The organism is Pseudorhizobium flavum, from assembly GCF_044142885.1.
Taxonomy (GTDB): domain Bacteria; phylum Pseudomonadota; class Alphaproteobacteria; order Rhizobiales; family Rhizobiaceae; genus Neorhizobium; species Neorhizobium flavum.
Window position 1 is genome coordinate 96,344 of record NZ_JBIOKZ010000007.1, and the last position, 24,932, is coordinate 121,275.

The 24,932-nt window shown below is 61.7% G+C and carries 29 protein-coding genes and 1 tRNA gene; 19 read left to right on the plus strand and 11 right to left on the minus strand.

Annotation, left to right across the window (positions count from 1 at the left end; translation table 11 throughout):
* Positions 1-96: 96 nt before the first annotated feature.
* The 3 genes from ACEPP2_RS14535 to serA all read left to right on the plus strand — a co-directional run bounded on the left by ACEPP2_RS14535 (position 97) and on the right by serA (position 3,992).
* Positions 97-945 carry an outer membrane protein gene (locus ACEPP2_RS14535; protein WP_395516998.1) on the plus strand — a complete coding sequence of 283 codons (849 nt, stop codon included), beginning with the start codon at positions 97-99 and terminating at the stop codon, positions 943-945.
* Between the two features lie 189 nt (positions 946-1,134).
* The gene (locus ACEPP2_RS14540; RefSeq protein WP_395516999.1) at positions 1,135-2,316 is read left to right on the plus strand and encodes a phosphoserine transaminase; all 1,182 of its coding nucleotides are present in this window, start codon (positions 1,135-1,137) and stop codon (positions 2,314-2,316) included.
* An 80-nt stretch (positions 2,317-2,396) separates the two neighbouring features.
* The gene (gene serA, locus ACEPP2_RS14545) at positions 2,397-3,992 is read left to right on the plus strand and encodes a phosphoglycerate dehydrogenase (protein WP_395517000.1); all 1,596 of its coding nucleotides are present in this window, start codon (positions 2,397-2,399) and stop codon (positions 3,990-3,992) included.
* Positions 3,993-4,050: 58 nt separating this feature from the next.
* Here the strand turns inward: serA and ACEPP2_RS14550 are convergent, their stop codons facing one another.
* Positions 4,051-4,500: a DUF305 domain-containing protein gene (locus ACEPP2_RS14550; protein ID WP_395517001.1), complete on the minus strand. Its 450-nt coding sequence runs from the start codon at positions 4,498-4,500 to the stop codon at positions 4,051-4,053.
* Between the two features lie 170 nt (positions 4,501-4,670).
* Here ACEPP2_RS14550 and ACEPP2_RS14555 point away from each other — a divergent pair, with 170 nt between their 5' ends.
* On the plus strand, positions 4,671-5,681 hold the full coding sequence (locus ACEPP2_RS14555; RefSeq protein ID WP_395517002.1) for a TIM44-like domain-containing protein: 1,011 nt from the start codon (positions 4,671-4,673) through the stop codon (positions 5,679-5,681).
* Positions 5,682-5,683: 2 nt separating this feature from the next.
* Here the strand turns inward: ACEPP2_RS14555 and ACEPP2_RS14560 are convergent, their stop codons facing one another.
* A complete protein-coding gene (locus ACEPP2_RS14560) occupies positions 5,684-6,103 on the minus strand; it encodes a DUF1810 domain-containing protein (protein ID WP_395517003.1) in 420 nt (139 codons plus the stop codon).
* A gap of 100 nt (positions 6,104-6,203) precedes the next feature.
* Between ACEPP2_RS14560 and ACEPP2_RS14565 the strand changes: the two genes are divergently transcribed.
* The 12 genes from ACEPP2_RS14565 to arsK all read left to right on the plus strand — a co-directional run bounded on the left by ACEPP2_RS14565 (position 6,204) and on the right by arsK (position 16,475).
* The gene (locus ACEPP2_RS14565) at positions 6,204-7,331 is read left to right on the plus strand and encodes a mechanosensitive ion channel family protein (protein ID WP_077549571.1); all 1,128 of its coding nucleotides are present in this window, start codon (positions 6,204-6,206) and stop codon (positions 7,329-7,331) included.
* A gap of 136 nt (positions 7,332-7,467) precedes the next feature.
* Positions 7,468-8,664: a tRNA 2-thiouridine(34) synthase MnmA gene (gene mnmA, locus ACEPP2_RS14570; RefSeq protein WP_281976587.1), complete on the plus strand. Its 1,197-nt coding sequence runs from the start codon at positions 7,468-7,470 to the stop codon at positions 8,662-8,664.
* 133 nt (positions 8,665-8,797) lie between these two features.
* A tRNA-Met gene (locus tag ACEPP2_RS14575) sits at positions 8,798-8,874 on the plus strand.
* Positions 8,875-9,077: 203 nt separating this feature from the next.
* Complete coding sequence (locus tag ACEPP2_RS14580; RefSeq protein ID WP_395517004.1) at positions 9,078-10,025, plus strand: DUF2971 domain-containing protein; 948 nt, start codon at positions 9,078-9,080, stop codon at positions 10,023-10,025.
* A gap of 231 nt (positions 10,026-10,256) precedes the next feature.
* Positions 10,257-10,607 (plus strand): ArsR/SmtB family transcription factor, encoded by a 351-nt coding sequence (locus ACEPP2_RS14585; RefSeq protein ID WP_395517080.1) that lies wholly within the window; start codon positions 10,257-10,259, stop codon positions 10,605-10,607.
* A gap of 77 nt (positions 10,608-10,684) precedes the next feature.
* Positions 10,685-11,212 (plus strand): arsenate reductase ArsC, encoded by a 528-nt coding sequence (locus tag ACEPP2_RS14590; protein ID WP_395517005.1) that lies wholly within the window; start codon positions 10,685-10,687, stop codon positions 11,210-11,212.
* Position 11,213: 1 nt separating this feature from the next.
* A complete protein-coding gene (gene arsB / locus ACEPP2_RS14595) occupies positions 11,214-12,269 on the plus strand; it encodes an ACR3 family arsenite efflux transporter (RefSeq protein WP_395517006.1) in 1,056 nt (351 codons plus the stop codon).
* Entirely contained in the window at positions 12,266-12,694 is a 429-nt protein-coding gene (gene arsC / locus ACEPP2_RS14600; protein WP_395517007.1) for an arsenate reductase (glutaredoxin), read from the plus strand. Before arsB ends, arsC begins: the two co-directional genes overlap by 4 nt.
* Positions 12,687-13,397 carry an arsenical resistance protein ArsH gene (arsH, locus tag ACEPP2_RS14605; RefSeq protein WP_395517008.1) on the plus strand — a complete coding sequence of 237 codons (711 nt, stop codon included), beginning with the start codon at positions 12,687-12,689 and terminating at the stop codon, positions 13,395-13,397. Before arsC ends, arsH begins: the two co-directional genes overlap by 8 nt.
* A 61-nt stretch (positions 13,398-13,458) precedes the next feature.
* The gene (locus ACEPP2_RS14610; RefSeq protein WP_395517009.1) at positions 13,459-13,779 is read left to right on the plus strand and encodes an ArsR/SmtB family transcription factor; all 321 of its coding nucleotides are present in this window, start codon (positions 13,459-13,461) and stop codon (positions 13,777-13,779) included.
* Between the two features lie 54 nt (positions 13,780-13,833).
* Positions 13,834-15,237: an FAD-dependent oxidoreductase gene (locus ACEPP2_RS14615; protein WP_395517010.1), complete on the plus strand. Its 1,404-nt coding sequence runs from the start codon at positions 13,834-13,836 to the stop codon at positions 15,235-15,237.
* Positions 15,234-16,475 carry an arsenite efflux MFS transporter ArsK gene (gene arsK / locus ACEPP2_RS14620; protein WP_395517011.1) on the plus strand — a complete coding sequence of 414 codons (1,242 nt, stop codon included), beginning with the start codon at positions 15,234-15,236 and terminating at the stop codon, positions 16,473-16,475. The genes ACEPP2_RS14615 and arsK overlap by 4 nt, the downstream gene beginning before the upstream one ends.
* Here arsK and ACEPP2_RS14625 read toward each other — a convergent pair.
* From ACEPP2_RS14625 to blh, 5 genes are read right to left on the minus strand one after another with little or no spacing between them, the layout of a single operon-like run.
* Positions 16,472-17,269: a sulfite exporter TauE/SafE family protein gene (locus tag ACEPP2_RS14625; protein ID WP_077549562.1), complete on the minus strand. Its 798-nt coding sequence runs from the start codon at positions 17,267-17,269 to the stop codon at positions 16,472-16,474. The genes arsK and ACEPP2_RS14625 overlap by 4 nt on opposite strands.
* A complete protein-coding gene (locus ACEPP2_RS14630) occupies positions 17,251-17,682 on the minus strand; it encodes a YeeE/YedE family protein (protein WP_077549561.1) in 432 nt (143 codons plus the stop codon). The genes ACEPP2_RS14625 and ACEPP2_RS14630 overlap by 19 nt, the downstream gene beginning before the upstream one ends.
* Entirely contained in the window at positions 17,679-18,089 is a 411-nt protein-coding gene (locus ACEPP2_RS14635) for a YeeE/YedE family protein (protein ID WP_395517012.1), read from the minus strand. Before ACEPP2_RS14635 ends, ACEPP2_RS14630 begins: the two co-directional genes overlap by 4 nt.
* 2 nt (positions 18,090-18,091) lie before the next feature.
* Positions 18,092-18,427 carry a sulfite-sensing transcriptional repressor BigR gene (bigR, locus tag ACEPP2_RS14640; RefSeq protein ID WP_077549560.1) on the minus strand — a complete coding sequence of 112 codons (336 nt, stop codon included), beginning with the start codon at positions 18,425-18,427 and terminating at the stop codon, positions 18,092-18,094.
* Positions 18,424-19,722 (minus strand): bifunctional sulfur transferase/dioxygenase Blh, encoded by a 1,299-nt coding sequence (gene blh, locus ACEPP2_RS14645; protein ID WP_077549865.1) that lies wholly within the window; start codon positions 19,720-19,722, stop codon positions 18,424-18,426. The genes bigR and blh overlap by 4 nt, the downstream gene beginning before the upstream one ends.
* A gap of 117 nt (positions 19,723-19,839) precedes the next feature.
* Here blh and ACEPP2_RS14650 point away from each other — a divergent pair, with 117 nt between their 5' ends.
* The gene (locus tag ACEPP2_RS14650; RefSeq protein WP_077549559.1) at positions 19,840-20,292 is read left to right on the plus strand and encodes a hypothetical protein; all 453 of its coding nucleotides are present in this window, start codon (positions 19,840-19,842) and stop codon (positions 20,290-20,292) included.
* Positions 20,289-21,095 carry a DUF2243 domain-containing protein gene (locus ACEPP2_RS14655; protein WP_395517013.1) on the plus strand — a complete coding sequence of 269 codons (807 nt, stop codon included), beginning with the start codon at positions 20,289-20,291 and terminating at the stop codon, positions 21,093-21,095. The genes ACEPP2_RS14650 and ACEPP2_RS14655 overlap by 4 nt, the downstream gene beginning before the upstream one ends.
* A gap of 81 nt (positions 21,096-21,176) precedes the next feature.
* Here the strand turns inward: ACEPP2_RS14655 and ACEPP2_RS14660 are convergent, their stop codons facing one another.
* The 3 genes from ACEPP2_RS14660 to ACEPP2_RS14670 all read right to left on the minus strand — a co-directional run bounded on the left by ACEPP2_RS14660 (position 21,177) and on the right by ACEPP2_RS14670 (position 22,772).
* The gene (locus ACEPP2_RS14660) at positions 21,177-21,791 is read right to left on the minus strand and encodes a DedA family protein (protein ID WP_395517014.1); all 615 of its coding nucleotides are present in this window, start codon (positions 21,789-21,791) and stop codon (positions 21,177-21,179) included.
* Entirely contained in the window at positions 21,792-22,157 is a 366-nt protein-coding gene (locus ACEPP2_RS14665) for a hypothetical protein (protein WP_395517015.1), read from the minus strand. It lies immediately after the preceding gene.
* 156 nt (positions 22,158-22,313) lie between these two features.
* Complete coding sequence (locus tag ACEPP2_RS14670) at positions 22,314-22,772, minus strand: DUF302 domain-containing protein (RefSeq protein ID WP_281976599.1); 459 nt, start codon at positions 22,770-22,772, stop codon at positions 22,314-22,316.
* A 140-nt stretch (positions 22,773-22,912) separates the two neighbouring features.
* On the opposite strand from ACEPP2_RS14670, the gene ACEPP2_RS14675 reads away from it, so the two are divergent.
* Positions 22,913-23,803, plus strand: a complete 891-nt coding sequence (locus ACEPP2_RS14675; protein ID WP_395517016.1) for an MBL fold metallo-hydrolase — start codon at positions 22,913-22,915, stop codon at positions 23,801-23,803.
* A 7-nt stretch (positions 23,804-23,810) separates the two neighbouring features.
* Here the strand turns inward: ACEPP2_RS14675 and ACEPP2_RS14680 are convergent, their stop codons facing one another.
* Positions 23,811-24,902: a YeeE/YedE family protein gene (locus ACEPP2_RS14680; protein WP_077549553.1), complete on the minus strand. Its 1,092-nt coding sequence runs from the start codon at positions 24,900-24,902 to the stop codon at positions 23,811-23,813.
* Between the last annotated feature and the right edge of the window lie 30 nt (positions 24,903-24,932).

The following is a 24,932-nucleotide window of genomic DNA, read 5'->3' on the forward strand; positions in this document are numbered from 1 at the left end:
AGCGGGTCTTTACCTTTCCTCTTCATTATCCATCACGGATCAACCCGATGGTTATGGCGTCGCCGGCAATGACGATGCTAGCTTGGAGATGAAGCTATGAAATGGTGTCTGCCCGGCGCGGCTGCGCTGTTGCTGACGGCGAGTTTTGCCCACTCCGCCGACCTTTACCAACCTGCCGAACCGATGCCGTTCATGGACGCGCCTGAGATCACCGTCCAGGAAGCCAGTGGCTGGTATCTCCGGGGAGATGTCGGCTATTCGTTCAACAAGATTCGTGGGGCCAAATACTATCAGGGCTCAAACGAGTTTTTCAACGACTTCGACACCGCTTCCCTGAAGGACAGCTTCCTGATCGGCGGTGGCGTCGGCTACCAGATCAACAGCTACCTGCGTACGGACGTGACCTTCGACTACCTGACCTCGGCGGATTTCCGCGGCAGCACGAGCGGGGTTTGCGGTGACGGGGCAGGAAATCCCTTCGTTGCCTGCTCGTCCACCGACAGATCCTACATGCACGCCTACTCGCTGATGGCGAACGCCTATGTCGATCTCGGCACGTACGGTTATGTCACGCCTTATGTCGGCGCCGGCATCGGCGGCACCTATGTCAAATGGGGCAAGTTGAAGAACCGAATCTGCGACGATCCCTATCAGCCCGGAGGATGCTACGGCGGCGATCACGACGGCGAGAAGAGCTGGCGCTTCACCTATGCGCTGATGGCTGGTGCCACCGTCGATATCACCTGTGCCCTCAAGGCGGACGTCGGTTACCGTTTCCGTCACATCGCGGGCGGCGACATGTTCGGCTACCTCGACAGAGGCGGTCCCGGATACGACAAGGGCTTCTACAGCCATGAGGCCCGGGTGGGCGCCCGCTACGTCTTCGGCGGCTGCGACACCCCGGTTGCCTATGAACCGGCGCCGGAGCCGATCGTCTACAAGTAACGCGCTCATCTATCCGATCGCAAAGGGCTGCGCGGGATTTCCCCGCGCGGCCCTTTGTCATGTCCTCGGGCACCACCGGAATGGCGTCCCGGGACATTTCTTCCCTTGACTACGAATCGATCAAGGAATACCCACGGCGGCGGGACACCTCTCCCCAACGAGAGGCTTTCTATCTGGAAGGATAGCCATATGGCGGATCTCGCACAAAAGCCGGACGTACGTCCGAACAATACTCATTTTTCTTCTGGTCCTTGCTCGAAGCGTCCTGGCTGGTCGCTCAAAGCTCTCTCCGATGCCCCGCTCGGTCGTTCGCACCGCGCCAAGATCGGCAAGGCAAAGCTGAAGCAGGCCATTGATCTCACCCGTGAAATCCTCAACGTGCCGGCGGACTACCGCATCGGCATCGTGCCGGCTTCCGATACCGGCGCCGTCGAGATGGCGCTCTGGTCGCTGCTCGGCGAGCGCGGCGTCGACATGCTGGCCTGGGAAAGCTTCGGCGCCGGCTGGGTGACTGACGTCGTCAAGCAGCTCAAGCTCAAGGACGTGCGGAAGTTCGAGGCCGACTACGGTCTGCTGCCGAACCTCGCCGAGGTCGACTTCGACCGCGACGTCGTCTTCACCTGGAACGGCACCACCTCAGGCGTCCGTGTTCCAAATGCCGACTTCATTCCGGCGGACCGCAAGGGCCTGACCATTTGCGACGCCACGTCGGCGGCCTTCGCGCAGGACATGGACTTCTCCAAGCTCGACGTCGTCACCTTCTCCTGGCAGAAGGTGCTGGGCGGGGAGGGCGGCCACGGCATGCTGATCCTGTCGCCGCGGGCTGTCGAACGGCTCGAGAGCTATGTACCGGCCTGGCCGCTGCCGAAGATCTTCCGCATGACCAAGGGCGGCAAGCTGATCGAAGGCATCTTCACCGGCGAGACGATCAATACGCCGTCGATGCTGTGCGTCGAGGATTATCTCGATGCCCTCAACTGGGCGAAGTCCATTGGCGGGCTGAAGGCTCTCATCGCCCGTGCCGATGCCAATGCGAAAGTGATCTTCGATTTCGTGGCAAAGAACGGCTGGATCGCCAATCTCGCCGTCAAGGACGAGACGCGCTCTAATACGTCGGTGTGCCTGAAGATCGTTGATCCCGAGATCGTGGCACTCGATGCCGATGCACAGGCGGCTTTCGCCAAAGGCATCGTCTCGCTGCTGGAGAAAGAGGGCGTGGCCCTCGACATCGGCGCCTATCGCGACGCGCCATCCGGTCTTCGTATCTGGGCCGGCGCCACGATCGAGACGGCGGACATGGAAGCCCTGATGCCGTGGCTCACCTGGGCATACCAGACCCAGAAGGCGGCACTGAAGAAGTCCGCAGCCTGACCTGACGTGCTTCCGATCCCGCACGAGCGGGATCGGCTCATCCCGATCCAGAGACTGAACCTCTTTCAAGGAGCCCAACAATGGCACCTCGCGTTCTCGTATCCGACGAACTTTCCGAAACCGCCGTCCAGATCTTCCGCGACCGCGGCGTCGAAGTCGATTTCCAGCCGAAGCTCGGCAAGGACAAGGAAAAGCTCGCCGAAATCATCGGCAACTACGACGGCCTCGCCATCCGCTCTGCAACCAAAGCGACGGAGAAGCTGATCGCCGCCGCCACCAACCTCAAGGTGATCGGCCGCGCCGGTATTGGCGTCGACAACGTCGACATTCCGGCGGCTTCCAAGCGCGGCATCATCGTGATGAACACGCCGTTCGGCAACTCGATCACCACGGCCGAGCACGCCATTGCGCTGATGTTCGCCGTTGCCCGGCAGATCCCAGCCGCCGATGCTTCTACCCAGGCCGGCAAGTGGGAGAAGTCGAAGTTCATGGGGGTCGAGATCACCGGCAAGACGCTCGGCGTCATCGGTGCCGGCAATATCGGCGGAATCGTCTGCAGGAAGGCGATCGGCCTCGGCATGCATGTCATCGCCTATGATCCATTCCTCTCCGCCGAGCGCGCGGAGGAAATGGGCGTGACGAAGGTCGAGCTCGACGAACTGCTTGCCAAGGCGGACTTCATCACGCTGCACGTGCCGATGACCGACAAGACGCGCGGCATCCTGTCGAAGGAGGCGCTTGCCAAGACGAAGCCTGGCGTGCGCATCATCAACTGCGCCCGTGGGGGGCTGGTCGACGAGGCCGCACTGGCGGAAGCCATCAAGTCGGGCCACGTCGCCGGTGCCGGCTTCGATGTCTTCGAGGTAGAACCCGCCACGGAGAGCCCGCTTTTCGGCCTGCCCAACGTCGTTTGCACCCCGCACCTCGGCGCATCCACGACCGAAGCCCAGGAGAACGTCGCCCTGCAGGTGGCCGAGCAGATGTCGGACTACCTCGTCAAGGGTGCCGTTTCGAACGCCATCAACATGCCGTCGATCACTGCGGAAGAAGCGCCAATCTTGAAGCCCTTCATCCGGCTCGCCGACGTGCTGGGCGCCTTCGTCGGGCAGGTCACGGAAAGCGCGATCAAGGAAATCGAGATCCTCTACGATGGCTCGACCGCCGAGATGAACACCAAGGCGCTCACCAGCGCCCTTCTGGCCGGGCTCATCCGCAACCAGGTGTCGGACGTCAACATGGTCTCGGCCCCGATCATGGTGAAGGAGAAGGGCATCGTGCTGTCGGAGGTCAAGCGCGACAAGACCGGCGTCTATGACGGCTACATCAAGCTGACGGTGACGACGGAGAACCAGACGCGCTCGATCGCCGGTACCGTCTTCTCCGACGGGAAGCCGCGCTTCATCCAGATCAAGGGCATCAACATGGATGCGGATGTCGGGGCGAACATGATCTACATCTCCAACACCGACGTGCCCGGCATGATCGGCTTCATGGGCACGACGCTCGGGGAAGGCGGCGTCAACATCGCCAACTTCCAGCTCGGCCGCGACAAGCAAGGCGGCGACGCGATCGCGCTTCTCTACGTTGACGAGCCGGTGAAGCAGGAGGTGCTCGACAAGCTGACCGCCAATCCGGCGATCCGCCAGGCCAAGCCCCTCGTATTCAACGTCGACTGATCGTCCTCCCAAGGACCAGTGCGGAGCCCGGCCGGAGAGATCCGACCGGGCTTTTTCGTTAGCCGCCTTTTTCAAGGTCGGTGATAAGTCCCTTCATTTCGCTGATCTCTCGGCGTTGGGCCTCGATGATCTCGTCTGCGAGCTTCCGGGCTCGCGGATCGGTGATGGTCGCCCGTTCGCTCGTGAGGATGGCAATCGAATGGTGCGGGATCATCGCCTTCATCCAGGCCACGTCTCCAACGGTGTCCTGGCTGCGGACCAGATAGAGCGAGCCAGCAAACAGGATGGCCGCGCCGGCGTATATCGCAAGGTTCGCAGCCATGTTGGTATACATGTTCAACATGAAGGAGAGCATCACAACGGCCATGACAGATCCCATGATCAGCGCCATGAACAGCCGCGTCTCGCTGAAGAAGACATGATCGAAGCTGAAGACGTTCAGGTACATCAGCCCGAACATGATGGCGGTGGAGACGGTCACCATCGTCAGGAAGCGGATATAGGACATGGCGGGACTCCTTTCCTTGCTGCATTTGGAACGGCGGCAAGGACGCCCTGGTTCCCGAACGGGCGTGGCGAAGTGCAGCGTGTATGTATAGGCAGAGGACTTATATTCCGGAGGCGGGGTCGCTATATGCTGGACAATGTCCGCACGTTGCGGATCGAGAGGAGACAAGAATGCTTTCATCCATCCGCCGCTTCAGGCACGTCTTCGCGATCGCGGCGATCGCCATGGCGGTTTCACTGGTTGCCGTCGACTTCGCAGAGGCCAGACGTGGCGGAGGCTTTGGCAGCCGTGGAACTCGCACGTTCAGTGCGCCTCCCGTGACCCGGACTGCGCCCAACCAGGCCGCACCGGTGGATCGGACCATGGCGCCGCGTCCGCAGCAGAATGCGACGACGCCGAACGCCGCGCGCCAGCAGAATGCGCCGCAGAATCGCGGGCTGTTCGGTGGCCTTGCCGGCGGCCTGCTCGGTGGCCTCTTCCTCGGTGGCCTATTCGGGATGTTGATGGGGTCGGGCTTCGGCGGCGCGGCCGGCTTCCTCGGGATGCTGCTGCAGATCGCGCTGATCGGCGGCCTGGTGATGCTCGCCATGCGGTTCTTCGCACGGCGGCAGCAGCCTGCAGCCTCCGGTCCGGCAGGTGTCAGCCCGAACAACGCTTATGAGGCGCCTCAGCAGCAGGGCAGACCTTCGTTCCAGATCCCCAAGATTGGCGGGTTGACTGGCGGTGCAGCCGCGGCTTCGGAAGCGGTGCGCCACGCATCGGATGCGACCGACGAGATCGGCATCACCCAGCGTGACCTCAGCCAGTTCGAGAAGCTGCTGGCCGACGTGCAGGCGGCCTATGCGGCGGAAGACTATGCGGCCCTCCGCGCCATCACCACGCCCGAAGCCATGTCCTACCTGGCCGAAGAACTCGGTGAGAACGCGACCAGCGGGCTCAAGAACGAGGTTCGCGACGTGACGCTGCTGCAGGGAGACCTATCGGAGGCATGGCGCGAGAATGGTCAGGAATATGCGACTGTGGCCATGCGCTATTCCAGTATCGACGTCATGCGCGACCGGAACACCGGAACTGTCGTTCAGGGAGATCCGGATAATGCCACTGAGACGGTAGAGGTCTGGACCTTCGTGCGGAAACCTGCCCAGGACTGGCAGCTTTCGGCGATCCAGAACGCTGCCTGAGATCAGAGGCGGGCGAGGGTGAGGGGATCCTCTTCACCATCGTAGAAAGAATGAAGGGCTCGCTCGAATGGCGAGCCCTTTTCACTGACGGCGGCAAACAGCGTCATTGAACTCCTGAACTTCATGTCGTCGGGGGAACCGAGGATCTCGTTGGCACTCCGGTCTGCGTGATCCAGCATCAGCCGCGTGCATTCGAGCAGTCGTGGACCGAGCACGGGGTGCTCCAGATAGGCCTCAGCCTCTGAGCGTGAGGCGATGGCGTAGCGTTGCGCCATGGGAGATGATCCCAGCCCCTGCACCTGCGGGAAGATGAACCACATCCAGTGCGACCGCTTGCGGCCATTCCTCAGTTCGGTCGTTACCTGACCATAGACGCTGCTTTGCGCGTCGATGAAGCGTTGCAGGTCGAATGGATCGCTCACCGCCTTCTCCTCGTTTCTCTGGCTGCCGCGAGTGTGCCGTATATGTGAAATTGTGGCGACCGGTCTTTTCTCTGCTGCAATGCACCCTAACCTAGGGGCCATGGAAGCACGTCTGGAACAATATATCCACGCCATCATCCGCTGGCTGCCGGATCCTATCCTCAGCATCCTGATCCTCATCGCGAGCTTCGGGGCCGGATGGCTCCTGCACAATATCATTTCCCGGATCCTCACACGGCTTACGGAGAAGCGCGACCTTTTCTGGCGCTCTCTGGTGCAGCGGACGAAGCGTCCGCTGCGGCTCGCGATCCTCACCTGGACGCTCTCGCTTGGCGTGGTGATCGCGCCACTCAGCAATGAAGGTGAAAGCACCCTCCGCCATATCCTCCTTCTCTGCTTCATCGTCGTCGTCGGCTGGATGGCGCGGACGACGTTGCACATCTGGACCACGGTCTACCTTCGACGGTTCAAGCTTGATGCCGAAGACAACCTGCTTGCGCGCAAGCATGTGACGCAGTCCCGGATACTGGAGCGGGTCGCCGCGACGCTGATCATCGCGCTGACCCTGTCGGCTGTGATCATGACCTTCCCCGCCGCCCGCCAGTACGGCGTCAGCCTGCTCGCCTCCGCGGGTGTTGCGGGTATCGTCCTTGGTCTTGCCCTCCAGCCCGTCCTGAAGAACCTGTTCGCCGGCATCCAGCTCGCCATCACCCAGCCGATCCGCATCGACGATGCGCTGCTGGTGGAGGGGGAGTGGGGCAAGGTAGAGGAAATAACCTCTACCTATGTCGTGGTTCGCCTGTGGGACTGGCGCCGGCTAATCCTGCCGCTCGGCTACTTCATCGAAAAGCCGTTCCAGAACTGGACCCGCGAGGGAGCTGCGCTGATCGGCACCGTGATGATCTATCTCGACTACAGCGTCCCGGTGGAGGAGATCCGGCGAAAGGTCGAGGAGATTGCGCGAGGTTCCAGGCTGTGGGACGGGCAGGTGGTAAATATCGCCGTCACCGACTTCCGGGAGAACGTAATGGAGGTGCGCATCCTCGTGTCGGCCGCTGATGCGGGCAGGGCCTTCGACCTGCGCTGCGAGGTGCGCGAGAAGCTGATTGATTTCATCCAGCGCAATTACCCGTCCGGGCTGCCGAGGGTGCGGGCGGAAGGAGTAGCCGGTTCCGGCGCCGATGCCGCTGTGGTGGATGGGGCGCAGGCCCGGTCGCTGCAATCCTGATCAAGCCGTGCGACCTTGCGTGGAGGGGCATTCCTTTCTATATCCGGGCCATCCGGGCCGCGACGGACGATCCCTCCGAGCCTGTTCTGCTGCTTGCCGCGATCACCGCAGGCGAGCGACCGAGTGAGAGAGTTCCGTGAATACGTTGGATTTCGACAAGAGGCCGGAAGATACGCGCGTCGTGGTCGCCATGTCCGGCGGCGTGGATTCCTCGGTGGTCGCCGGTCTTCTGAAGCGGCAGGGCTATGACGTGCTCGGCATCACTTTGCAGCTCTACGACCATGGTGCTGCGGTCCATCGCGCCGGCTCGTGCTGTGCCGGCCAGGACATCGACGATGCACGCCGCGTTTCCGAGACGCTTGGCATTCCCCACTACGTGCTCGACTACGAGAAGCGCTTCCGCGATGCCGTGATCAATCCCTTTGCCGAAGCCTATGCCATGGGCGAGACGCCCATCCCCTGCGTCGCCTGCAACCAGACAGTCAAGTTCGCGGACCTTCTGGCGACGGCGAAAGAGCTCGGCGCGGATGCGCTGGCCACGGGTCACTATATCCGCTCGCAGTCCAACCCTTCGGCAAGCAATCCCGGCCGCCGCGCCCTTTATCGGCCGATCGACGCCGATCGCGACCAGAGCTGGTTCCTGTTTGCCACCACCCAGGAGCAGATCGATTACCTGCGCTTCCCGCTCGGCGGCATGTCGAAGGCGGAGGTGAGGGCGCTTGCCGAGGAGATGGGTCTCGTCGTCGCCCAAAAGGCCGACAGCCAAGACATCTGCTTCGTGCCGCAGGGCCGCTACACGGACGTCATCAACAAGGTGCGGCCGAACGCAGCACTCGGTGGCGACATCGTCCACATGGACGGGCGGGTGCTCGGGCAGCATGAAGGCATCCTCCACTACACGATCGGCCAGCGCCGCGGCATCGGCGTGGCGACGGGCGAACCGCTCTACGTGGTCTATCTCGATGCCCGCGGCCGCCGCGTCATCGTTGGCCCGAAGGAAGCGCTGGATACGCGCCGCGTCTATCTGCGCGACGTCAACTGGCTGGGCGACGGCACGCTGGCGGAAGACGCCGCTAACGGCTTTTCCTGCTTCGCAAAGGTGCGCTCCAGCCGGCCGCCGACCCCGGTCGTGCTCCACAGTGACGAAAGCGGCATCTATGTCGATCTCCTCGAAGGGGAGGCTGGCGTCGCGCCGGGACAGGCCTGTGTCCTCTATTCCGCGCAAGGCGCAGATGCGCGCGTCTGGGGCGGTGGCTTCATCGAGCGCTCGGAACGTGCGCCGGAAGCCGAGGCTTCGCTCAAGGCGCTGCTTGCAGAGCCCGTAGCTGCCTGAGGCCACGGATCGTTCCTCGTGCAAAAACGCGAGAGACCGCGCTTGACACTTCCATCGCACCGGTCTTATAAGCCGCACATCCGAACGGAGCCGCCTTTTCAGCACGCTGAAGACAAAGGGCCGGTCATCGTGTGGCGGGGTAGCTCAGGTGGTTAGAGCAGCGGAATCATAATCCGCGTGTCGGGGGTTCAAGTCCCTCTCCCGCTACCACTTTTTCTTCAATCTCAGTAGTTCATGTATTTCGGATTGTCCGCCGAAAAGCATCTACCGTCCGTAAGACCGTCGCCCGACGCTATGCTGGTCCTCACAATACCGTATCCGTGTGGTTCAATACGTGATAATCTCACATAAAAATCTATTGGCAGTAATTCGCGATCATCGTTATGCAAATTTGACACGTTACGGGCGTGTCCATGAAGGAGAGTGCTTGGGCTCAGGCCTTGAAGTCATCCGTCTCTCTAGCCGCTTTATTTGCCGGCAGGGGAAGAAATCCGTTCGTTGCTGCGCCAAGCGCCCAAATATCCTCCGGCTTTACATTGGTAGGGCCAGATAGAGTGAAGGCTCCCTCAGGCCTTCGACGTCAGCCACTTGTCGTGGTTCAACAGGAGATCCAGTGCCCGCGCCTAGACGCTGAAGCGATATCAGAAATCGAAACGGATGATGCAGACACCGTAACTAGACATCTAGACCCAGCATATCTTCCGGGTGCCAAGGCCGGCCAATTTCGGTTCGGCACCACGTATATTTATAAGCCCAAGGACGAAGCGCTTCTCGCGGGAAGACTGGGTGATGTGGGAGAAAGCACACAGCGTGAGGTCTTCGCCAGTCGCTCGGGCTTCGTCGCCGACGGAAGTATCGCCGGCTTGAAGCTTGAAAACGTAAAGCTGGTGGGTCGCGACAGGAGTGTGGCCATAGAGTACTCTGTGAACGACCACTGCTCATGTCTTTCCAGAGGCGATTTCGATTCAACCCGGGCGGAAGTTCTCCGGTCGAAGGGCAATGGAGATTTAGGAGCATACGTTACCTATGATCTCGGGCGCCTCAAGGCAGCCCTGCGTGCGTTGATCTCGGAGATTGATGAGTTCCGTGGATACACTGTGATTGGGCGCTCCGTGACCTACGGAACGAAGGATCGAGTTTGGTTGGTAGAAGAGCAGTTTCAGCACAAGGAGCAGCGGGACCCCTTGGCAATATGGCTAGGAACAACCTTCGTGAAGGCTATGGAGTACCAGCACGAGGACGAATTTCGTCTCTTGATTGTCGATCCCGAGCGGGTAGGTCGTCTTCCGAGAGAGGCATCATATCATCTCTTCGAGGATAGTAGAATTTCGGATGCCATCGTAGCCTCCGGCACCTTTTGATTCTTCGACGGAGAGTACGACCAAGAAAATCTGTAACTACAGAGCTATAGTCAGAGTGTTCAAGCTCTAACGGCAATCTCCTCCGGACCAGTTCAACTGGCCGGCCCCTCCGCAGTACATCGCTGCATCGCCTGCGGCGCCCCTAACGATCACCACTTCTCCGCACGCCCGGTTGCAATCTCCATCCGGCTGCGCTACTTACTCTTCAATATTTCAAGGATCATAGAAATGTTGAATCAGAAGCAGGCTCTTGGGGCCTTCAGTGCCCTCTCACAGGAGACCCGCCTCTCGATCGTGCGATTGCTCGTCGTCGCGGGGCCGGACGGCATGGCAGCGGGTTTGCTCGCCGAAAAGGCAGGCGTCTCGCCCTCCAACATCTCTTTCCACCTCAAGGAACTCGAACATGCAGGGCTGGTGTCCCAGCGAAGGGAGTCCCGGTCGATGATCTACCGCGCGAATATCGGGATGCTCGGAGACCTGGTTCGCTTCCTGATGGAGGATTGCTGTGCCGGGCATCCGGAAATATGCGCCCCAGCCGTTCAGGCGGCCTCCTGCAGAACGCCCTTTCAAGCCACGTCGTGAGCTCATGAAGTCATCCGGCTGCCAGTGCTGAGCCGGAAACCAGATGTCTGTCATCCACCTTTACCGAGGGCAAAGTCATGTCGGACCGCCTCTACAATGTTCTGTTCCTCTGCACGGGCAATTCCGCCCGCTCCATCCTCGCCGAAGCCATCCTGAACAAGGAAGGTCGTGGGCGCTTCAGGGCATTCTCTGCCGGAAGCCAGCCGAAGGGAGAGGTAAACCCGCATGCGCTGAAGGAACTGGCCGTTCTAGGTTATCCGGCGGAAGGGTATTCGTCGAAGAGCTGGGACGTCTTCGCCGAACCTGGCGCTCCCGAAATGGATTTCATCTTCACGGTCTGCGACAGCGCGGCCGGCGAAGCATGCCCGGTCTGGATCGGCCATCCGGTAACCGCCCATTGGGGCGTCGAGGATCCGGCATCCGCTGTTGGAACGGAAGCAGAGGTGCAGCGTGCCTTCGCTCGGGCTGCCCGCTTCCTGAAGAACCGCATCACGGCATTCCTCGCCCTTCCGCTCCAATCCATCGACCGGATGGCCCTGGAGGCGAAGCTGCGGCAGATCGGCTCCATGGAGGGAAGCACGAACCTGGAAGGAAAGGCGTCCTGACATGTCGACGTTCGAACGATATCTCACCCTCTGGGTTGCCCTCGCGATTGGTACGGGCATCGCTCTTGGCTCAATCTTTCCCGATCTGTTCCGGTTGATCGGCGCGGCCGAAATCGCAAAGGTCAACCTGCCGGTCGCCGTCCTGATCTGGCTGATGATCATTCCCATGCTGATGAAGATCGACTTCGCGGCGATCCGCGAGGTTGGAAGGCATTGGCGCGGGATGGGTGTGACACTGTTCGCCAACTGGGCGGTCAAGCCGTTCTCGATGGCCGTGCTCGGCTGGATATTCATCGGCTGGCTTTTTGCGCCTCTGCTGCCCTCGGACCAGATCGACAGCTACATCGCCGGGCTGATCCTGCTCGGAGCCGCACCCTGCACCGCCATGGTTTTCGTCTGGTCCAATCTCACGCGGGGTGACGCTCCCTTCACGCTCACGCAGGTTGCACTCAACGACGCCGTCATGGTTCTCGCCTTCGCGCCCATCGTCGCGATCCTGCTCGGGGTATCGTCGATCGTCGTGCCGTGGGAAACCCTGCTGATCTCGGTCGCCCTGTTCATCGTGGTTCCGGTCGTCGTCGCGCAGGCGCTGCGGCGTATCCTGGGGGGCGGCGACGGTCGCGCCCTGCGGCGGTTCCAGGACAAGATCCAGCCCCTGTCGATCGGCTCGCTGCTTTTGACGGTGGTGCTGCTTTTCGCCTTCCAGGGCAACCAGATCCTGGCGCAACCGGTCGTGATCGCGATCCTTGCCGTGCCGATCTTCCTGCAGACCATCTTCATCTTCGGCTTCGCCTATATGCTCAACCGCATGACGGGGGAGGTGCATTGCGTCGCCGGTCCCTCCGCCCTGATCAGCGCATCGAACTTCTTCGAGCTGGCCGTCGCAACCGCAATCAGTCTCTTCGGCTTCACTTCCGGGGCCGCACTTGCCACCGTTGTCGGTGTGCTTATCGAGGTTCCGGTGATGCTGATGCTGGTGGCGATCGTCAACCGATCGAAGGGCTGGTACGAGGCTGCACCCTCCGTTTCCCGCAACACTCTCAGCGAAAGGGCATGACCATGGACGTCACCATCTATCACAATCCGGCCTGCGGAACGTCGCGCAACACGCTCGCCCTGATCCGAGCTGCCGGGATCGAGCCGAAGGTCGTCGAGTACCTCAAGACGCCTCCGACACGCGACGAACTGGCAAGGATGATTGCCGATGCAGGCCTGACGGTCAGGCAGGCGATCCGGGAAAAGGGGACGCCCTATGCGGAACTTGGCCTCGATAGACCGGACCTGACCGATAAGCAGTTGCTGGACGCAATGCTGAAGGACCCCATCCTCATCAACCGACCGTTTGTCGTGACACCCTTGGGCACGCGGCTTGCCCGCCCCTCCGAGGCTGTCCTCGACATCCTGCCGGAGACGTTCAAGGGGGCCTTCGTCAAGGAGGACGGCGAGCAGGTCCTGGACGAGAGGGGCAAGCGCATTGTCTGAGTCATTTCCTGCCTTGGACGAAGGGCATCTCCACGCAATAGACCTCGAAAGCTTGCGGCCCCCGTTCTCGACACACAAGCCCCGTATCCTCATCCTCTATGGGTCTCTCCGCGAGGTCTCCTATAGCAGGCTGCTTGCCCACGAGGCACGGCGCCTGCTGGAACGCCTCGGCTGCGAAGTGCGGATGTTCGATCCGAAGGGGCTGCCGCTTCCGGACGAAGCGCCTGCGAGCCATCCGAAGGTCCAGGAGCTCCGGGAACTCTCCGAGTGGTCCGAGGGGCAGGTGTGGGTCAGCCCCGAACGGCATGGTGCAATGACCGGCATCATGAAGGCGCAGATCGACTGGATTCCCCTGTCGCTTGGGTCAATACGCCCGACGCAGGGCAGGACGCTTGCGGTGATGGAGGTTTCCGGCGGCAGCCAGTCCTTCAATGCCGTGAACCAGATGCGCATACTCGGGCGCTGGATGCGGATGATCACCATCCCCAACCAGTCGTCCGTGGCTCGAGCCTATCAGGAATTCGATGCCAACGGCAGGATGAAGCCTTCCTCCTATTACGACCGTGTCGTGGATGTCTGCGAGGAACTGGTGAAGTTCACGATCCTGACGAGAGACGCGTCGTCCTACCTGACCGACCGCTATAGCGAGCGCAAGGAAGATGAGGCCAAGCTTGAAAGCAGAGTGAAGCTGAAGTCGATCTGACTATTTCGATGATTGTGGAAATATCGTTGACGAGGGGTCATGTCGATGCTAGCTTATTTCCATGATTATCGAAAAAGCAGCATCGCAACTTGAAGCCCTTGGAAACGTCACGCGCCTGCGGATTTACCGTGTGCTGGTACGGGCTGGTGAAGAGGGTCTGCCTGTCGGCCGCCTTCAGGAGAAGCTCGACATTCCGGGATCGACGCTGTCACACCATCTGAAGCGTCTCGTCGACACCGGACTGGTCGTCCAGGACCGTCAGGCTACGACGCTCATCTGTACTGCAAACTACAAGCACATGAACGATCTGATCGGCTATCTCGTCAATGAGTGCTGCGCCGATCAGGGATGTGGACAAGCAGCAACGCGAGTCGCTGTCTGAGGCTTTTTTTAGATGTTATTTCCGTAATTCTAGAAACACCGCCGGAGTGAAGCCATGACGTCTACTGATACTCTTCCTATCGCGGTGCTTGGAGCAGGTCCTGTCGGGATGGCGGCCGCTGCCCGGATCATCGAGGCCGGTCTCACTCCGTTGATCCTCGAGCGCGGCAGCTCGGTCGGCGCATCGCTCCTCGAATGGGGTCATGTGCGGGTGTTCTCGCCGTGGAAATACAATGTCGATGACGCTTCACGACGGCTCCTCGACGCAGAAGGATGGACCGCTCCTTCCCCGGACGCCTTGCCGACTGGGCGCGAGATCGTCGAGGAGTATCTGGTGCCTCTGTCACGTGTTCCCGCCATCGCGCGCACGTTGAAGCTCGGGGCGACGGTTACCGCCATTGCTCGTCAGGGGCTGGACAAGGTGTCGTCACCGACCCGGCTAAATACCCCCTTCGTCATTCGATACCGAGGCAAAAGCGGCGAGCAGGAGGCCGCCGTGCGGGCGGTGATCGACGCCTCGGGGACCTGGACGCAGCCTAATCCGATGGGTGTGAACGGCCTGCCGGTGCTCGGGGAAGGCAATTGCGACCGGATTTCCTATGGCATTCCGGATGTTGCGGGGGAGAGGCGCTCGGAGTTCCTCGGAAAGCGGACGCTCGTCGTCGGGAGCGGCCATTCGGCCATCAATGTCGCCCTTGCCTTGCTCGCGCTCCAGGAGGCTGATCCATCCACCGTCATCTACTGGGCGCTTCGACGTCACGGCGTCGAGAGACTGCTCGGAGGCGGATTGAATGATCAGCTTCCGGAGCGGGGAGCCCTCGGCCTGAAAGCGAAGGCTGCCATGGACGCAGGTCGGCTCCGGATGCTGACCTCCTTTTCGGCGACCAAGGTGACAACCACGAATGACAAGATCGTCGTGGCGGCAATGGCCGAGGGCAGCCCGGTGGAACTGGACCTGGACCGGATCGTCGTCGCCACGGGCTTCCGACCTGACTTTTCCTTCCTGCGCGAAGTGCGCATCGCGCTTGATCCTGCGGTCGAAGCTCCCCCGGCACTGGCTCCACTCATCGACCCAAACCTGCACTCCTGCGGTACCGTACCTCCGCATGGCGTCGATGAACTGACGCACCCGGAAAAGAACTTCTACATTGTAGGCTCGAAGTCTTACGGGAGGGCACCAACCTTCCTCATGAAAACCGGATATGAACAGGTCCGCTCGGTCGTTACCGAATTGGCGGGTGATCCCGTTGCTGCACGCCGTATTGAACTGGTGCTGCCGGAGACGGGCGTCTGTTCGGCCTCTCCATCCCCGTCCACGTCCTCTACTTCTACCGGATGCTGCGGTGGCCCGGCTCCATCGGCCGTGGATGCCTGCTGCGTTGCCGATGCGGAAGCGAAAGCCGAAGGCAGTTCGGGCTGCGGCTGCGGATCGGCGACGGTCGAAGTCGAGCGAGCATGATGCCGGAGGGGCAGAAGCTGCCGATATGGGCACTTGTCGGCCTCGGCGCATCACAGAACATCGGCTACGGCACGCTCTACTACGCCTTCAGCGTTCTGGTCCCCGATATTGCCCATGACATTGGCAGGTCGGAGCAATGGGTGTTCGGCGCGTTCTCGGTCGCCTTGCTCGTCGGGAGCCTTGCAGCACCCTTGTCCGGACGTCTTGCGGACAGGATTGGAGCAGGACGTCTCATGGCCCTCGGCTCCTTCCTTGCGGCTGCCTTCCTGGTGGCGATGTCCATGTCGTCGGGACCGCTTACCTTCGCGGTCGCGCTGACATTGACGGAGGTGGTATCGTCAGCGGTTCTCTACGCGACGGCCTTCACCGCCATCGTTCAGGCGGGCGGCAGGAAGGCGCAGACGTCCATCGTGCACCTGACGCTGATTGCCGGCTTCGCGTCATCGATGTTCTGGCCGTTGACGTCTTGGATGCACGGGTCTCTCTCCTGGCGTGAGGTCTATCTCGTCTTTGCCGCCATGAACCTCATCGTCTGCGTTCCCGTCCATCTTGCTCTTTCGCGGCTGACCACCAGCGCCGTCAAAGGTTCGGCACCCGCAACCCCGTCCGGCTTGCCGACGGCACCGGCCGGCAACAGGAACCGCCTCTTCCTGCTGATGCTGTTCGGCTTCGCTATCGAGGGATATGTGCTGTCGGCCATCCTGGTCCACATGGTTCCGCTGACGCAGGCGCTGGGCATGGGCGCCGCAGGGCTTCTCGTCGCGTCGCTGTTCGGGCCGTCGCAGGTCGCCAGTCGCTTGATCAACCTCGTCTTCGGCCGTGAGTTGCCGCAGAGGTGGCTCGCGATCATTGCGGCATCGCTGATCCCGCTCGGCCTCGCGATCCTGATGATGACGACGCCATCGATATCCGGTGCTGCCGTCTTCGCCATCTTCTTCGGTCTCGGATCCGGGCTGATCAGCATCGTCAGCGGGACCCTTCCCCTGGAGCTGTTCGGAAAGGAGGGTTACGGGGGGCGCATCGGCTGGGTGACGTCGGCGAAGCAGATGACGTCGGCTATCGCGCCGATCGCCATGTCGCTTTCGCTGGCGGGGATTGGCGTCGGCGGCTCGATCTGGCTGACGGCGGTGATCGGGATCGCAGCGGCCGCAGCCTTCTTCGCGATTGCCGTTTCTGTTCGACGGGGGAGGGTGCTGGTCACGGCATCGGTCCCCGGGTCGGAACAGGTGGCGCGCTAGCCCGGCACCACCGCCCCCAGATTCCGGTAGAGTATGTAGGCCGCGACGACAAAGATCAGGGCTGCGAACAGGCGATTGAGGACATTCTTGTAGGCGCTTAGTCGTGTGGCGAGGAGCATGCCCAGCACGCCTCCGACGATGCCGCCGCCGATGAACTCCGCTGCAAGCCACCAATCCACAAGACCCGAACTCGCATAATTCAAAGCGGTCGCCAATCCGAAGGCGCCGACCGAAAGGAGCGAGGTGCCGATGGCGTTGATCATCGGCATGCCCGTCGCCAGCATCAGCCCGGGAACGATCAGGAAGCCCCCGCCGATACCGAAGAAGCCGGATGCTGCGCCAGCGGCGAGTGCCACTGCCGCAGTGCTAAGGCACATCCTGAGATCGACTGGCCGGCATTCCGCCGTCAGCGCCTTCCTTGGCTTCAGCATCAGCACGCCGACAATGACCATCAGGATGCCGAAGAGAAAGATCAGCCGGTCGCCATCCATCGCCTTGCCGAGGCTGGAGCCGGCAAGCGCGCCGATGACGCCGAGTGCGGAGAAGACGGCGGCACACCGCCACCAGACGTGACCCTTGAATGCGTGACTTGCGAAGTTCACAAACGCGTTCACCGATACGGCAAGGGCCCCGGTTCCGATGGCCACATGCGGCTGCGCCACCCCAACGACGTAGAGGAGGAGTGGGGTGGCCAGAATGGATCCGCCGCCGCCGAGCAGGCCGAGCATGAAGCCGACGATCCCGCCGGAGCCGACGGCTGCAAGAACCGAAGTGCTCACGACCGGTTTCTCCATACCCGGTCATGCAAGGTCATGCCGGCCATCATGGCGACGACAAACAGCGCCGTCTGGGGAAGTCCGATCGACAGCGACGCGACGGCCGGACCCGGGCAGAAGCCGCCGATCCCCCACCCCAGGCCGAACAGGGCCGAGCCGATCAGGAGCGGCGCGTCGATCCGGTTGTTCACCGGCAGGTGAAAGCGGTCACCGAGGACCGGACGCCGCATTCGCTTCATTGCCTGCACTCCGACAAAGGCGACGATCACGGCCCCTGCGAGAACGAAGGCGAGGCTCGGATCCCATGCTCCGAAGACGTCTAGGAACCCCTGGACGCGAGCCGGATTCAACATGCCGGACAGGGAAAGTCCGAAGCCGAAGACGATACCGGAAGCGAGCGCTGCGGCGAACTGGTAGACATTCCTGCTCATATCCCCAGCCCTCGCAAGGTCGCCACGGCAACAACACCAGCCGTCAGGAAGGTGGCAACTGCCGCCATGGAACGGCGGGACAGGGTCGCGAGGCCGAGCACGCCGTGGCCGCTGGTGCAGCCTGAGCCCATCCTCGACCCGAAGCCGACCATCAGTCCTGCGACGATGATCAGCGGCCAGCCGACGGTGATCTCGACTGCCGGAAAGCCGCCGAAGGCGAGCATGTAGACGATTGGTCCGAGCAGCAGCCCAAGCACGAAGGCGAGATTGGTGGTCAGTCCGATGCCCTGCGCGAGGCGACCGACGATCCCGCTGATGCCGGCGATCCGTCCATTGAGGAGCAGGAGCATGACGGCCGACGCGCCGATCAGCAGTCCTCCGCCCAGGGAGAGGAGATAGGTGTTCATTCTTATTCTTTCACGCAAAAGATGTCATAGAGGGCGGAAACCAACTGGGCTGCCTTTTCTTCCGTCAGGTGATAGAAGATCTGCTTTCCCTTCCGACGGGTTTCGACGATGCCGGAGCCGCGCAGCACGGTCAGGTGCTGCGACAGATGCGGCTGGTGGACGTCGATCTTGTCTTCCAGTTCGCCGACCGAATACTCCCCTTCCACCAGCGTGCACACGATCATGAGGCGCGCTGGGTGGGAGAGCGTCTTCAGGAGGTTTGCCACCTCCGCCGCGGGCAGGGGGAGATCAGCCGGGGACATTCCCGGCTTCACAAGTCCATCAAGCTCGGCGTTCATTCCCAGGCTGCTCCCTGCAAGGCATCGAGCGGGAACCTGAGGTAGCGCTTGCCATTCGATTCCGGCTCTGGAAGACGGCCGCCACGAATGTTGACCTGCAGCGCATGCAGGATGAGCTTCGGCATTGGCAGCGTCTTGTCGCGCTTCGTCCTGAGCGCCACGAATTCTTCTTCCGTCACGCCTGCAAGATGCGGATTGGCCTTTTCCTGCTCGGCCACGGTGCTTTCCCAGCGGGGTGCCCGACCGTCCGGCTGGTAGTCATGGCCGGTGAAGACCCGCGTCTGATCGGGAAGTGCCAGGATGTCCTGGATCGACTTCCAAAGGATACGTGCATCACCTCCCGGGAAATCGGCGCGCGCCGTTCCGCTGTCGGGCATGAAGAGCGTGTCGTGCACGAAGGCAGCATCGCCGATCACATAGGTGATGGATGCCAGCGTGTGTCCCGGAGAGAAGAGCACCTTCGCGTCGATCGACCCGACCTTGAAGGTCTCGCCATGGGCAAACAGCTGATCCCACTGCGAGCCGTCGGTGGCAAGTTCGGGCCAGTTGTAGATGCCTTTCCAGAGCTTCTGGACGTCCACGACGCGTTCTCCGATGGCCGTCTTGGCGCCGGTCTTTTCCTTCAGATAGTGTGCTGCGGAAAAGTGGTCGGCATGCGGGTGGGTGTCGAGGATCCATTCGACCGTCAGCCCTTCGTCGCGGATGTAGTCCAGGATTGCATCTGCGTTGATGGTCGCCGTCGCGCCTGACTTCTCGTCAAAGTCGAGCACCGGATCGATGATGGCACACTTGCGGGTCGTGGGATCGGAGACGACGTACTGGACACTCCAGGTGCGCTTGTCGAAGAAGCCCTTCACCTGCGGCCGGCGAGCAGCGTGCTTCTCGAGCCACTGCGCAGCGGCGCTGGTGTCGAAGCCGCGGCTGCGCCCGAATCCGACGACCTCGTCGGCAGGCATGCGGCCGCCCAGAACTTCGCCGATCAGATAGAGGTTCAGCGATCGAGTGCCGCTCTTGCAATGGGCAAAGACGGGACCATCGGATTCATCGACGGCACGTCGGAAAGCCCGTACGTCCGCCTCGGTGATCGTGTCGCCCGTAACGGGGATGAAGGCATAGGACAGGCCGCAGTGTTTCGTTTCCTGCGCTTCAGCCTGCGTTCCCGGCTGTTCGGAATCTTCTTTGTCCGGACGATTGTTGATCAGCGTCTTGAACCCCTGCTCGCGAAGCGACTGGATCTCATCAAGGCTCGGCTGCGACGAGACCGACAACTTTTCGGAAATGGTGGTAATCTTCACGTTCAGCTCCGTGTTCACATCATTATATGGAATTATATATTGTAAAAATAATATCCTTCAAGGTCAGGCTCGGAACTTTGTGCTCCTCCTATAGTTCCCGGGCAGAGGAGAACGATCATGGCCACGACAGCGAACCGGGTGAGCGCCCAGACATCAGACGAAATCAATCGACGCCTGCGCTGGCAGATGGAAGAGAGGCTCGCCTACTACGAGGCTCATCCCGACCAGATCGATGCGCGGCTGGCGGAGCTCGACAGGGAGTGGGATGTCGAACGAACGCTGGAGGCGAATGCTTCCACCTTGGCTTTCACGGGCACGGTCCTGGCTGCCACAGTGGATCGTCGATGGCTGGCTTTGCCCGCCGTTGTCACGGGATTCCTCTTCCAGCACGCCGTCCAGGGTTGGTGCCCACCGCTGCCGATCCTCCGCAGGCTTGGCTTCCGCACAGCGGAGGAGATCAATCAGGAACGTTATGCACTGAAGGCACTGAGAGGTGACTTCGAGGCCAAGGATGGCAACAGGTTCGATGCTGTCCTGCGTGCCGTGGGCCTGAGACGAGGTAGCCCATGACGACGGCGTCCGTCGGTCCGGAAGAGGCTGGTCGCGGCGGTTCGCCCGCAACGCTGATCTGGGCCGGATACGCGCTGGGCTTCGGGCTGGGTGGGTTCTTCGACGGGATACTGCTGCATCAGATCTTGCAATGGCATCATCTCCTGAGCGGCCTGGAGGAGGCGCGTCAGGACATCCGCCTTCTGATCCTGACAGACGGTCTTTTCCACGCTCTCATGTATGTCATCGCCGCGGCGGGGTTGTGGCTGCTGCGGCGTTCTCGCGCTGCCTTCGCTGTCAGCGGTGCAGACAGGCTTCTGTTCGCGAACGCGATGATCGGTTTCGGCTCCTGGCACATCCTCGACAGTGTCCTTTCCCACTGGATACTGGGAATTCACCGGATCCGGATGGACGTCGATAACCAGTTGTTCTGGGACCTTCTCTGGTTTGTCGTCTTCGGCCTCGTCCCCTTGGCCCTTGGCGCCTACTTCCGCGGGAACGGCAAGGGAGGCGCCGGGCGCCGGGTGCCGAAGGGACCGGCCGGACTGGCCTTGGCGGTCCTCATCGCAGGCGCCCTCGCAGCGCTGCCTGCCCCAGACGACGGGACCGTGATGGTCGTGTTCGGTCCCGGCGCCACTCCGGCACAGGCCATGCAGGGACTTGAGGCGAGCGGCGGACGCCTCCTTTGGTCCCACGCGTCCGAGACGGTCTGGGCTGTCGACATTTCCGGTGGAGGGGATGCGAACCGGTTCTACGACCATGGAGCCCTCCTGATCAGCAATTCGATCCTGCCGGCAGGATGTCTCGACTGGACTCGGCTCTAAGGCCGTCGATGAGGCGCGTGTGTTTCCGCGAGAACCAACGAGACGGTCCATTAGCTCCTGCAAACGGGACCGGCGATAGCGCTAGCTCCGTACCTTGTCGGGATTCGACTTCGAGCGAAGCGTAGTCACAAGCTTCCAGCCGAGTGCGATGGCGACGGTCCCCGTAACCAGGAACCACGTCAGGGATCCGAGGATATCCGCCAGTGCTGCAACGCTGCTGCTGAAGAGCATCCCCAGTCCAAGATAGACGGAAACCCAGACGAACTCCCCTGCGATCACAAGAAGGGAAAACCTGACCCACGAGTAGTGGGTGAGGCCCGAATAGAGGTTGACCCAGGGCCCGAGCGGGCTGAGCAGCCAGCGGCTGAGAAAGATGCCGAGATCGCTCCAGTGATTCTGGAAGGCTGCGGCTCTGGCAAGCGATGTCGCCAGCCAGGCCGGTCCGCCGCTCCCTTGCTCAAGAAGGCCGGAACCAAGCCTGCCGATCATGTAGCCGGCCTGGTCTCCGGCGACCGCTCCACCGAAGCCGATAAGGAAGTAGGGGAGGATGTCCATGTCTTCATGCTGGATGAAGGATCCGAGCGCCATCATCACGAGCGAACTGGGAATGGGCAGACCCACGCAGCTTGCCATCAGGATCGCGGCAAGGCCTAGCGCGCCATAGTCCTGGACGATGGCGATGAGCTGTTCCGGCACCTACGGCTCCTGTCCCAAGGCAGGCGCTTCCGTGGCCTTCCGCTTCTCCTCGGCGATCGCCGCTTCCAGCAGTGTACGGATGTCTCCGAACTGCTTGTTCTGTTCATGTGCAATCTCTCCCAGCGGACGGCGATCCCGTATATCGGTCGGCAGACCGAGCGCGGCGAGGAGCACGGCGGGGGCGACCTGATGGGAGCGCGCGACATAGCCCACCCACATCCATTCCTCGATGGGCTCGTCGCGATGGGACGCCCAGTAAAGGGTGTGGATGAGAAGCCGAACTCCGAAAAATATCGCTGCTGCGAGCGCCAGCAGGAATGCTCCGGCCAGGAGAAGGAGCCGTCGACGGCTGAGGTTCGCTCTCAAGCTGCCCCCACGAGATACTCCACGCGATGCCATAAGGCCTCGCTCCAGCCCGGCGTGAAGGAGCCGAGCCTACCGCCTACTCCGTTAGAATAAGTGATAGCCTAGGCAACCCAGGCTGTCGATCGCTGGTCGTTTTCCCGATCATCGAGCGCATGCTTAATCGCCGGTCGTTTCGTCCACGATCTCTTCAAGAAGAGTATTCACCTCGTCGCGGCCGTCACCGGCGGGCAAGCGGCGGAAGCCGACGCGTACCGTTCCCGGAGCCGTCTCGGCTTCGTAGGCAAAGAGGACATAGGGGCAGAAGCCGATATTCTCCAGATCAGCTTCCATCGCCTTGCGAGAGACCGTCGCCGAGCAGAACTGCATGAACTCGGCATTGCGATAAAGTGCTTTTGCGGCACCGACATCATCAGCTGTCCGCGCCAGCATATCGCCGATCCGGCCATGGTAGTCCACCACATAGCCTCGATTGACGATTGCATCCTGCAGGTCAGCCACGACGTCTTCAAACGCCGCGTCCGTCTCGCGAATCGTCAAAGGAGAATCCTGAGCACTCGCTCCCATTGGCGACAGCGCCAAACCGGCAACAACACATGCGTACATCCACCTGGTCATGAGTTCCTCCCGCTCGCGAGACCGCTGAGGACACTCTAGCTCAACGAATTTAAATATGCAAAAATATATATGTATTGATGGTGGAGGAATATGAAGTGACCCCGAACAGATTAAGCGCTCTTGGCCGACGCCACTTTCTCATGGCCACTGCCTTGGCCGCAGGTTCCACGCTCATGCCGTTCCGCAGTCTTGCGGTCACGCGGCAGCAGGTGGGCGACGGCGAGTTGATCGTCATCAGCGACGGGGCGCTTTCGTTGCCGATGAACTTTCTCTACCCGGACGTCCCGAAGGAGGAGCTCGAGGCCTTCCTGAAAGCAAACGACCTGCCCACGGACGCATTGCAGCCACCCTGCAACGTCACCCTGCTGCGCCAGGGCGACCGGCTCGCCATCTTCGACGTCGGGTCGGGAGCGAACTTCATGCCGACGGCGGGGAAGCTTCTCGAAAACCTGGCTGCTGCGGACATCGATCCGGCCGAGGTCACGGACGTGCTGTTCACGCATGCCCACCCCGATCACCTCTGGGGGGTGACGGACGACTTCGACGAGCTCGTGTTTCCCGAAGCACGCTACCAGATCGGTGAGGCGGAATGGGCCTATTGGTCGTCCAAGGATACGCTGGAAAGCGTCCCAGCGGACCGCCAGACCTTCGTGGTCGGGGCGCAGAACCGCTTCGCCGCGATCGAGGACAAGGTGGAGATGATCAAGCCGGGGCAGGAGGTGTTGGCCGGAGTGGAGGCGATCGACACGTCCGGTCACACGCCGGGTCATCTCTCGTTCCTGGTGCATGGCCAGGGAGCGGGTACGCTGATCGGCGGCGATGCGCTGAGCCACGCCACCATCTCCTTTCAGCATCCGGAATGGCGATCCGGCAGCGATCAGGATCCCGACAAGGGAGTGGAGATGCGTCGCCGCCTGCTTGACCGGCTCGTCGCCGACAAGCTGCACCTGATCGGGTATCACTTCGATTATTCCGGCGCAGGTGCCGTCGAGGCGAAGGATGGAGCCTACGCCTTCGTGCCGCTTGCATAGGCCGCCGTCAGGCTCCGGCGGTGTTGGAGCGGAAGGCGGCCAGGCCGGAGCCTTCGATCAGGTAGGCTAGTCCAACTCGGGCTCCGAATGCGATCGAGATGAAGACCAGCGGCGCTGACAGTGCCAACGCCGACACGGCCGTGACGCCTTGACCGATGGTGCAGCCCATCGCAAACACGCCTCCGATCCCCATCAAGGCTGCGCCTGACAGATGCCTGCCCAGTTCGCGGGCATCGTCACAGGCTTCCCAGCGCACGGTGTGATGCGCCAACGCATGGATGGTGGAGCCGAGTACCACGCCGACGACGAGACCGACGCCGTAGTCGGGGACGGTGCCGGTAAACGCCACCAGCTGCATCAGGGTATCGGCAACCGGAACGACGAAAGAGGCAGCCTCGATCTGGACGATCTCGAAAGATTGCTCCGAGGCGAGGGTCGTGGCGACCCAGCCGAAGCTGATGATGGCGCCGATCACGACACCGGCTGCGATTGATCTTGGCCGACGTCGATAGGTGCCATCGGAGAAGATCCAGAAGAGAAGAGGTGCCGCCACCAGGAGTGTGACGAGGATGCTGAGATCGACCCCGGCGAAATAGCTGGCGATCAGACCCAGCGACTGGCCGCCGGCAAAGCCGAAATCGATGGCGAGATTGTCGATGATGTAGACCCGCCCCTGTGCAATCAGTCCCTTCTGGGCTGAAAGGGCAGTCACGGCCAGCACGAGAAGGACGATGAGGGATCTCAGGCTTCCACCGCCGAGCCTCACGAGCGCACCGAAGCCGCAAGTGCCGACGAGAGCCATGCCCATCCCGAACATCAACCCTCCGAGGATGGCGCCCGTCCAGGCAAAGCTAGAATGGACATAGAAGCTCTCGTTGATGGCGGCGAGTTGAAGTGCCTGCAGCGTCTGGCTGAGCAGCAGCGCCGCGGTGGCCGCCAGGATCCAGGTGCGCAGGCCGGTTCCGTCGCCGACATACCAGTATCGCTCAAGTGCCGACATCGTGCAGAAGCGCTGGCTCCTGGCGACATAGCCGAGGAGGGTGCCGGCGAGCAGGCCAGCCAGCGGCAAGGACCAGGCTGATGAGGCGATTTCCTCCATCGAACTCCTCCTGCAGACCGCGATCTGCCT

Excerpts from the sequence above, each read along its gene's own strand:
- ACEPP2_RS14535 (WP_395516998.1), top strand. The coding sequence starts at position 97 with ATGAAATGGTGTCTGCCCGGCGCGGCTGCGCTGTTGCTGACGGCGAGT.
- ACEPP2_RS14540 (WP_395516999.1), top strand. The coding sequence starts at position 1,135 with ATGGCGGATCTCGCACAAAAGCCGGACGTACGTCCGAACAATACTCAT.
- serA (WP_395517000.1), top strand. The coding sequence starts at position 2,397 with ATGGCACCTCGCGTTCTCGTATCCGACGAACTTTCCGAAACCGCCGTC.
- ACEPP2_RS14550 (WP_395517001.1), bottom strand. The coding sequence starts at position 4,500 with ATGTCCTATATCCGCTTCCTGACGATGGTGACCGTCTCCACCGCCATC.
- ACEPP2_RS14555 (WP_395517002.1), top strand. The coding sequence starts at position 4,671 with ATGCTTTCATCCATCCGCCGCTTCAGGCACGTCTTCGCGATCGCGGCG.
- ACEPP2_RS14565 (WP_077549571.1), top strand. The coding sequence starts at position 6,204 with ATGGAAGCACGTCTGGAACAATATATCCACGCCATCATCCGCTGGCTG.
- ACEPP2_RS14580 (WP_395517004.1), top strand. The coding sequence starts at position 9,078 with ATGAAGGAGAGTGCTTGGGCTCAGGCCTTGAAGTCATCCGTCTCTCTA.
- ACEPP2_RS14590 (WP_395517005.1), top strand. The coding sequence starts at position 10,685 with ATGTCGGACCGCCTCTACAATGTTCTGTTCCTCTGCACGGGCAATTCC.
- arsB (WP_395517006.1), top strand. The coding sequence starts at position 11,214 with ATGTCGACGTTCGAACGATATCTCACCCTCTGGGTTGCCCTCGCGATT.
- arsC (WP_395517007.1), top strand. The coding sequence starts at position 12,266 with ATGACCATGGACGTCACCATCTATCACAATCCGGCCTGCGGAACGTCG.
- ACEPP2_RS14610 (WP_395517009.1), top strand. The coding sequence starts at position 13,459 with ATGATTATCGAAAAAGCAGCATCGCAACTTGAAGCCCTTGGAAACGTC.
- ACEPP2_RS14615 (WP_395517010.1), top strand. The coding sequence starts at position 13,834 with ATGACGTCTACTGATACTCTTCCTATCGCGGTGCTTGGAGCAGGTCCT.
- arsK (WP_395517011.1), top strand. The coding sequence starts at position 15,234 with ATGATGCCGGAGGGGCAGAAGCTGCCGATATGGGCACTTGTCGGCCTC.
- ACEPP2_RS14625 (WP_077549562.1), bottom strand. The coding sequence starts at position 17,269 with ATGGAGAAACCGGTCGTGAGCACTTCGGTTCTTGCAGCCGTCGGCTCC.
- ACEPP2_RS14630 (WP_077549561.1), bottom strand. The coding sequence starts at position 17,682 with ATGAGCAGGAATGTCTACCAGTTCGCCGCAGCGCTCGCTTCCGGTATC.
- ACEPP2_RS14635 (WP_395517012.1), bottom strand. The coding sequence starts at position 18,089 with ATGAACACCTATCTCCTCTCCCTGGGCGGAGGACTGCTGATCGGCGCG.
- bigR (WP_077549560.1), bottom strand. The coding sequence starts at position 18,427 with ATGAACGCCGAGCTTGATGGACTTGTGAAGCCGGGAATGTCCCCGGCT.
- ACEPP2_RS14650 (WP_077549559.1), top strand. The coding sequence starts at position 19,840 with ATGGCCACGACAGCGAACCGGGTGAGCGCCCAGACATCAGACGAAATC.
- ACEPP2_RS14655 (WP_395517013.1), top strand. The coding sequence starts at position 20,289 with ATGACGACGGCGTCCGTCGGTCCGGAAGAGGCTGGTCGCGGCGGTTCG.
- ACEPP2_RS14670 (WP_281976599.1), bottom strand. The coding sequence starts at position 22,772 with ATGACCAGGTGGATGTACGCATGTGTTGTTGCCGGTTTGGCGCTGTCG.
- ACEPP2_RS14675 (WP_395517016.1), top strand. The coding sequence starts at position 22,913 with ATGGCCACTGCCTTGGCCGCAGGTTCCACGCTCATGCCGTTCCGCAGT.
- ACEPP2_RS14680 (WP_077549553.1), bottom strand. The coding sequence starts at position 24,902 with ATGGAGGAAATCGCCTCATCAGCCTGGTCCTTGCCGCTGGCTGGCCTG.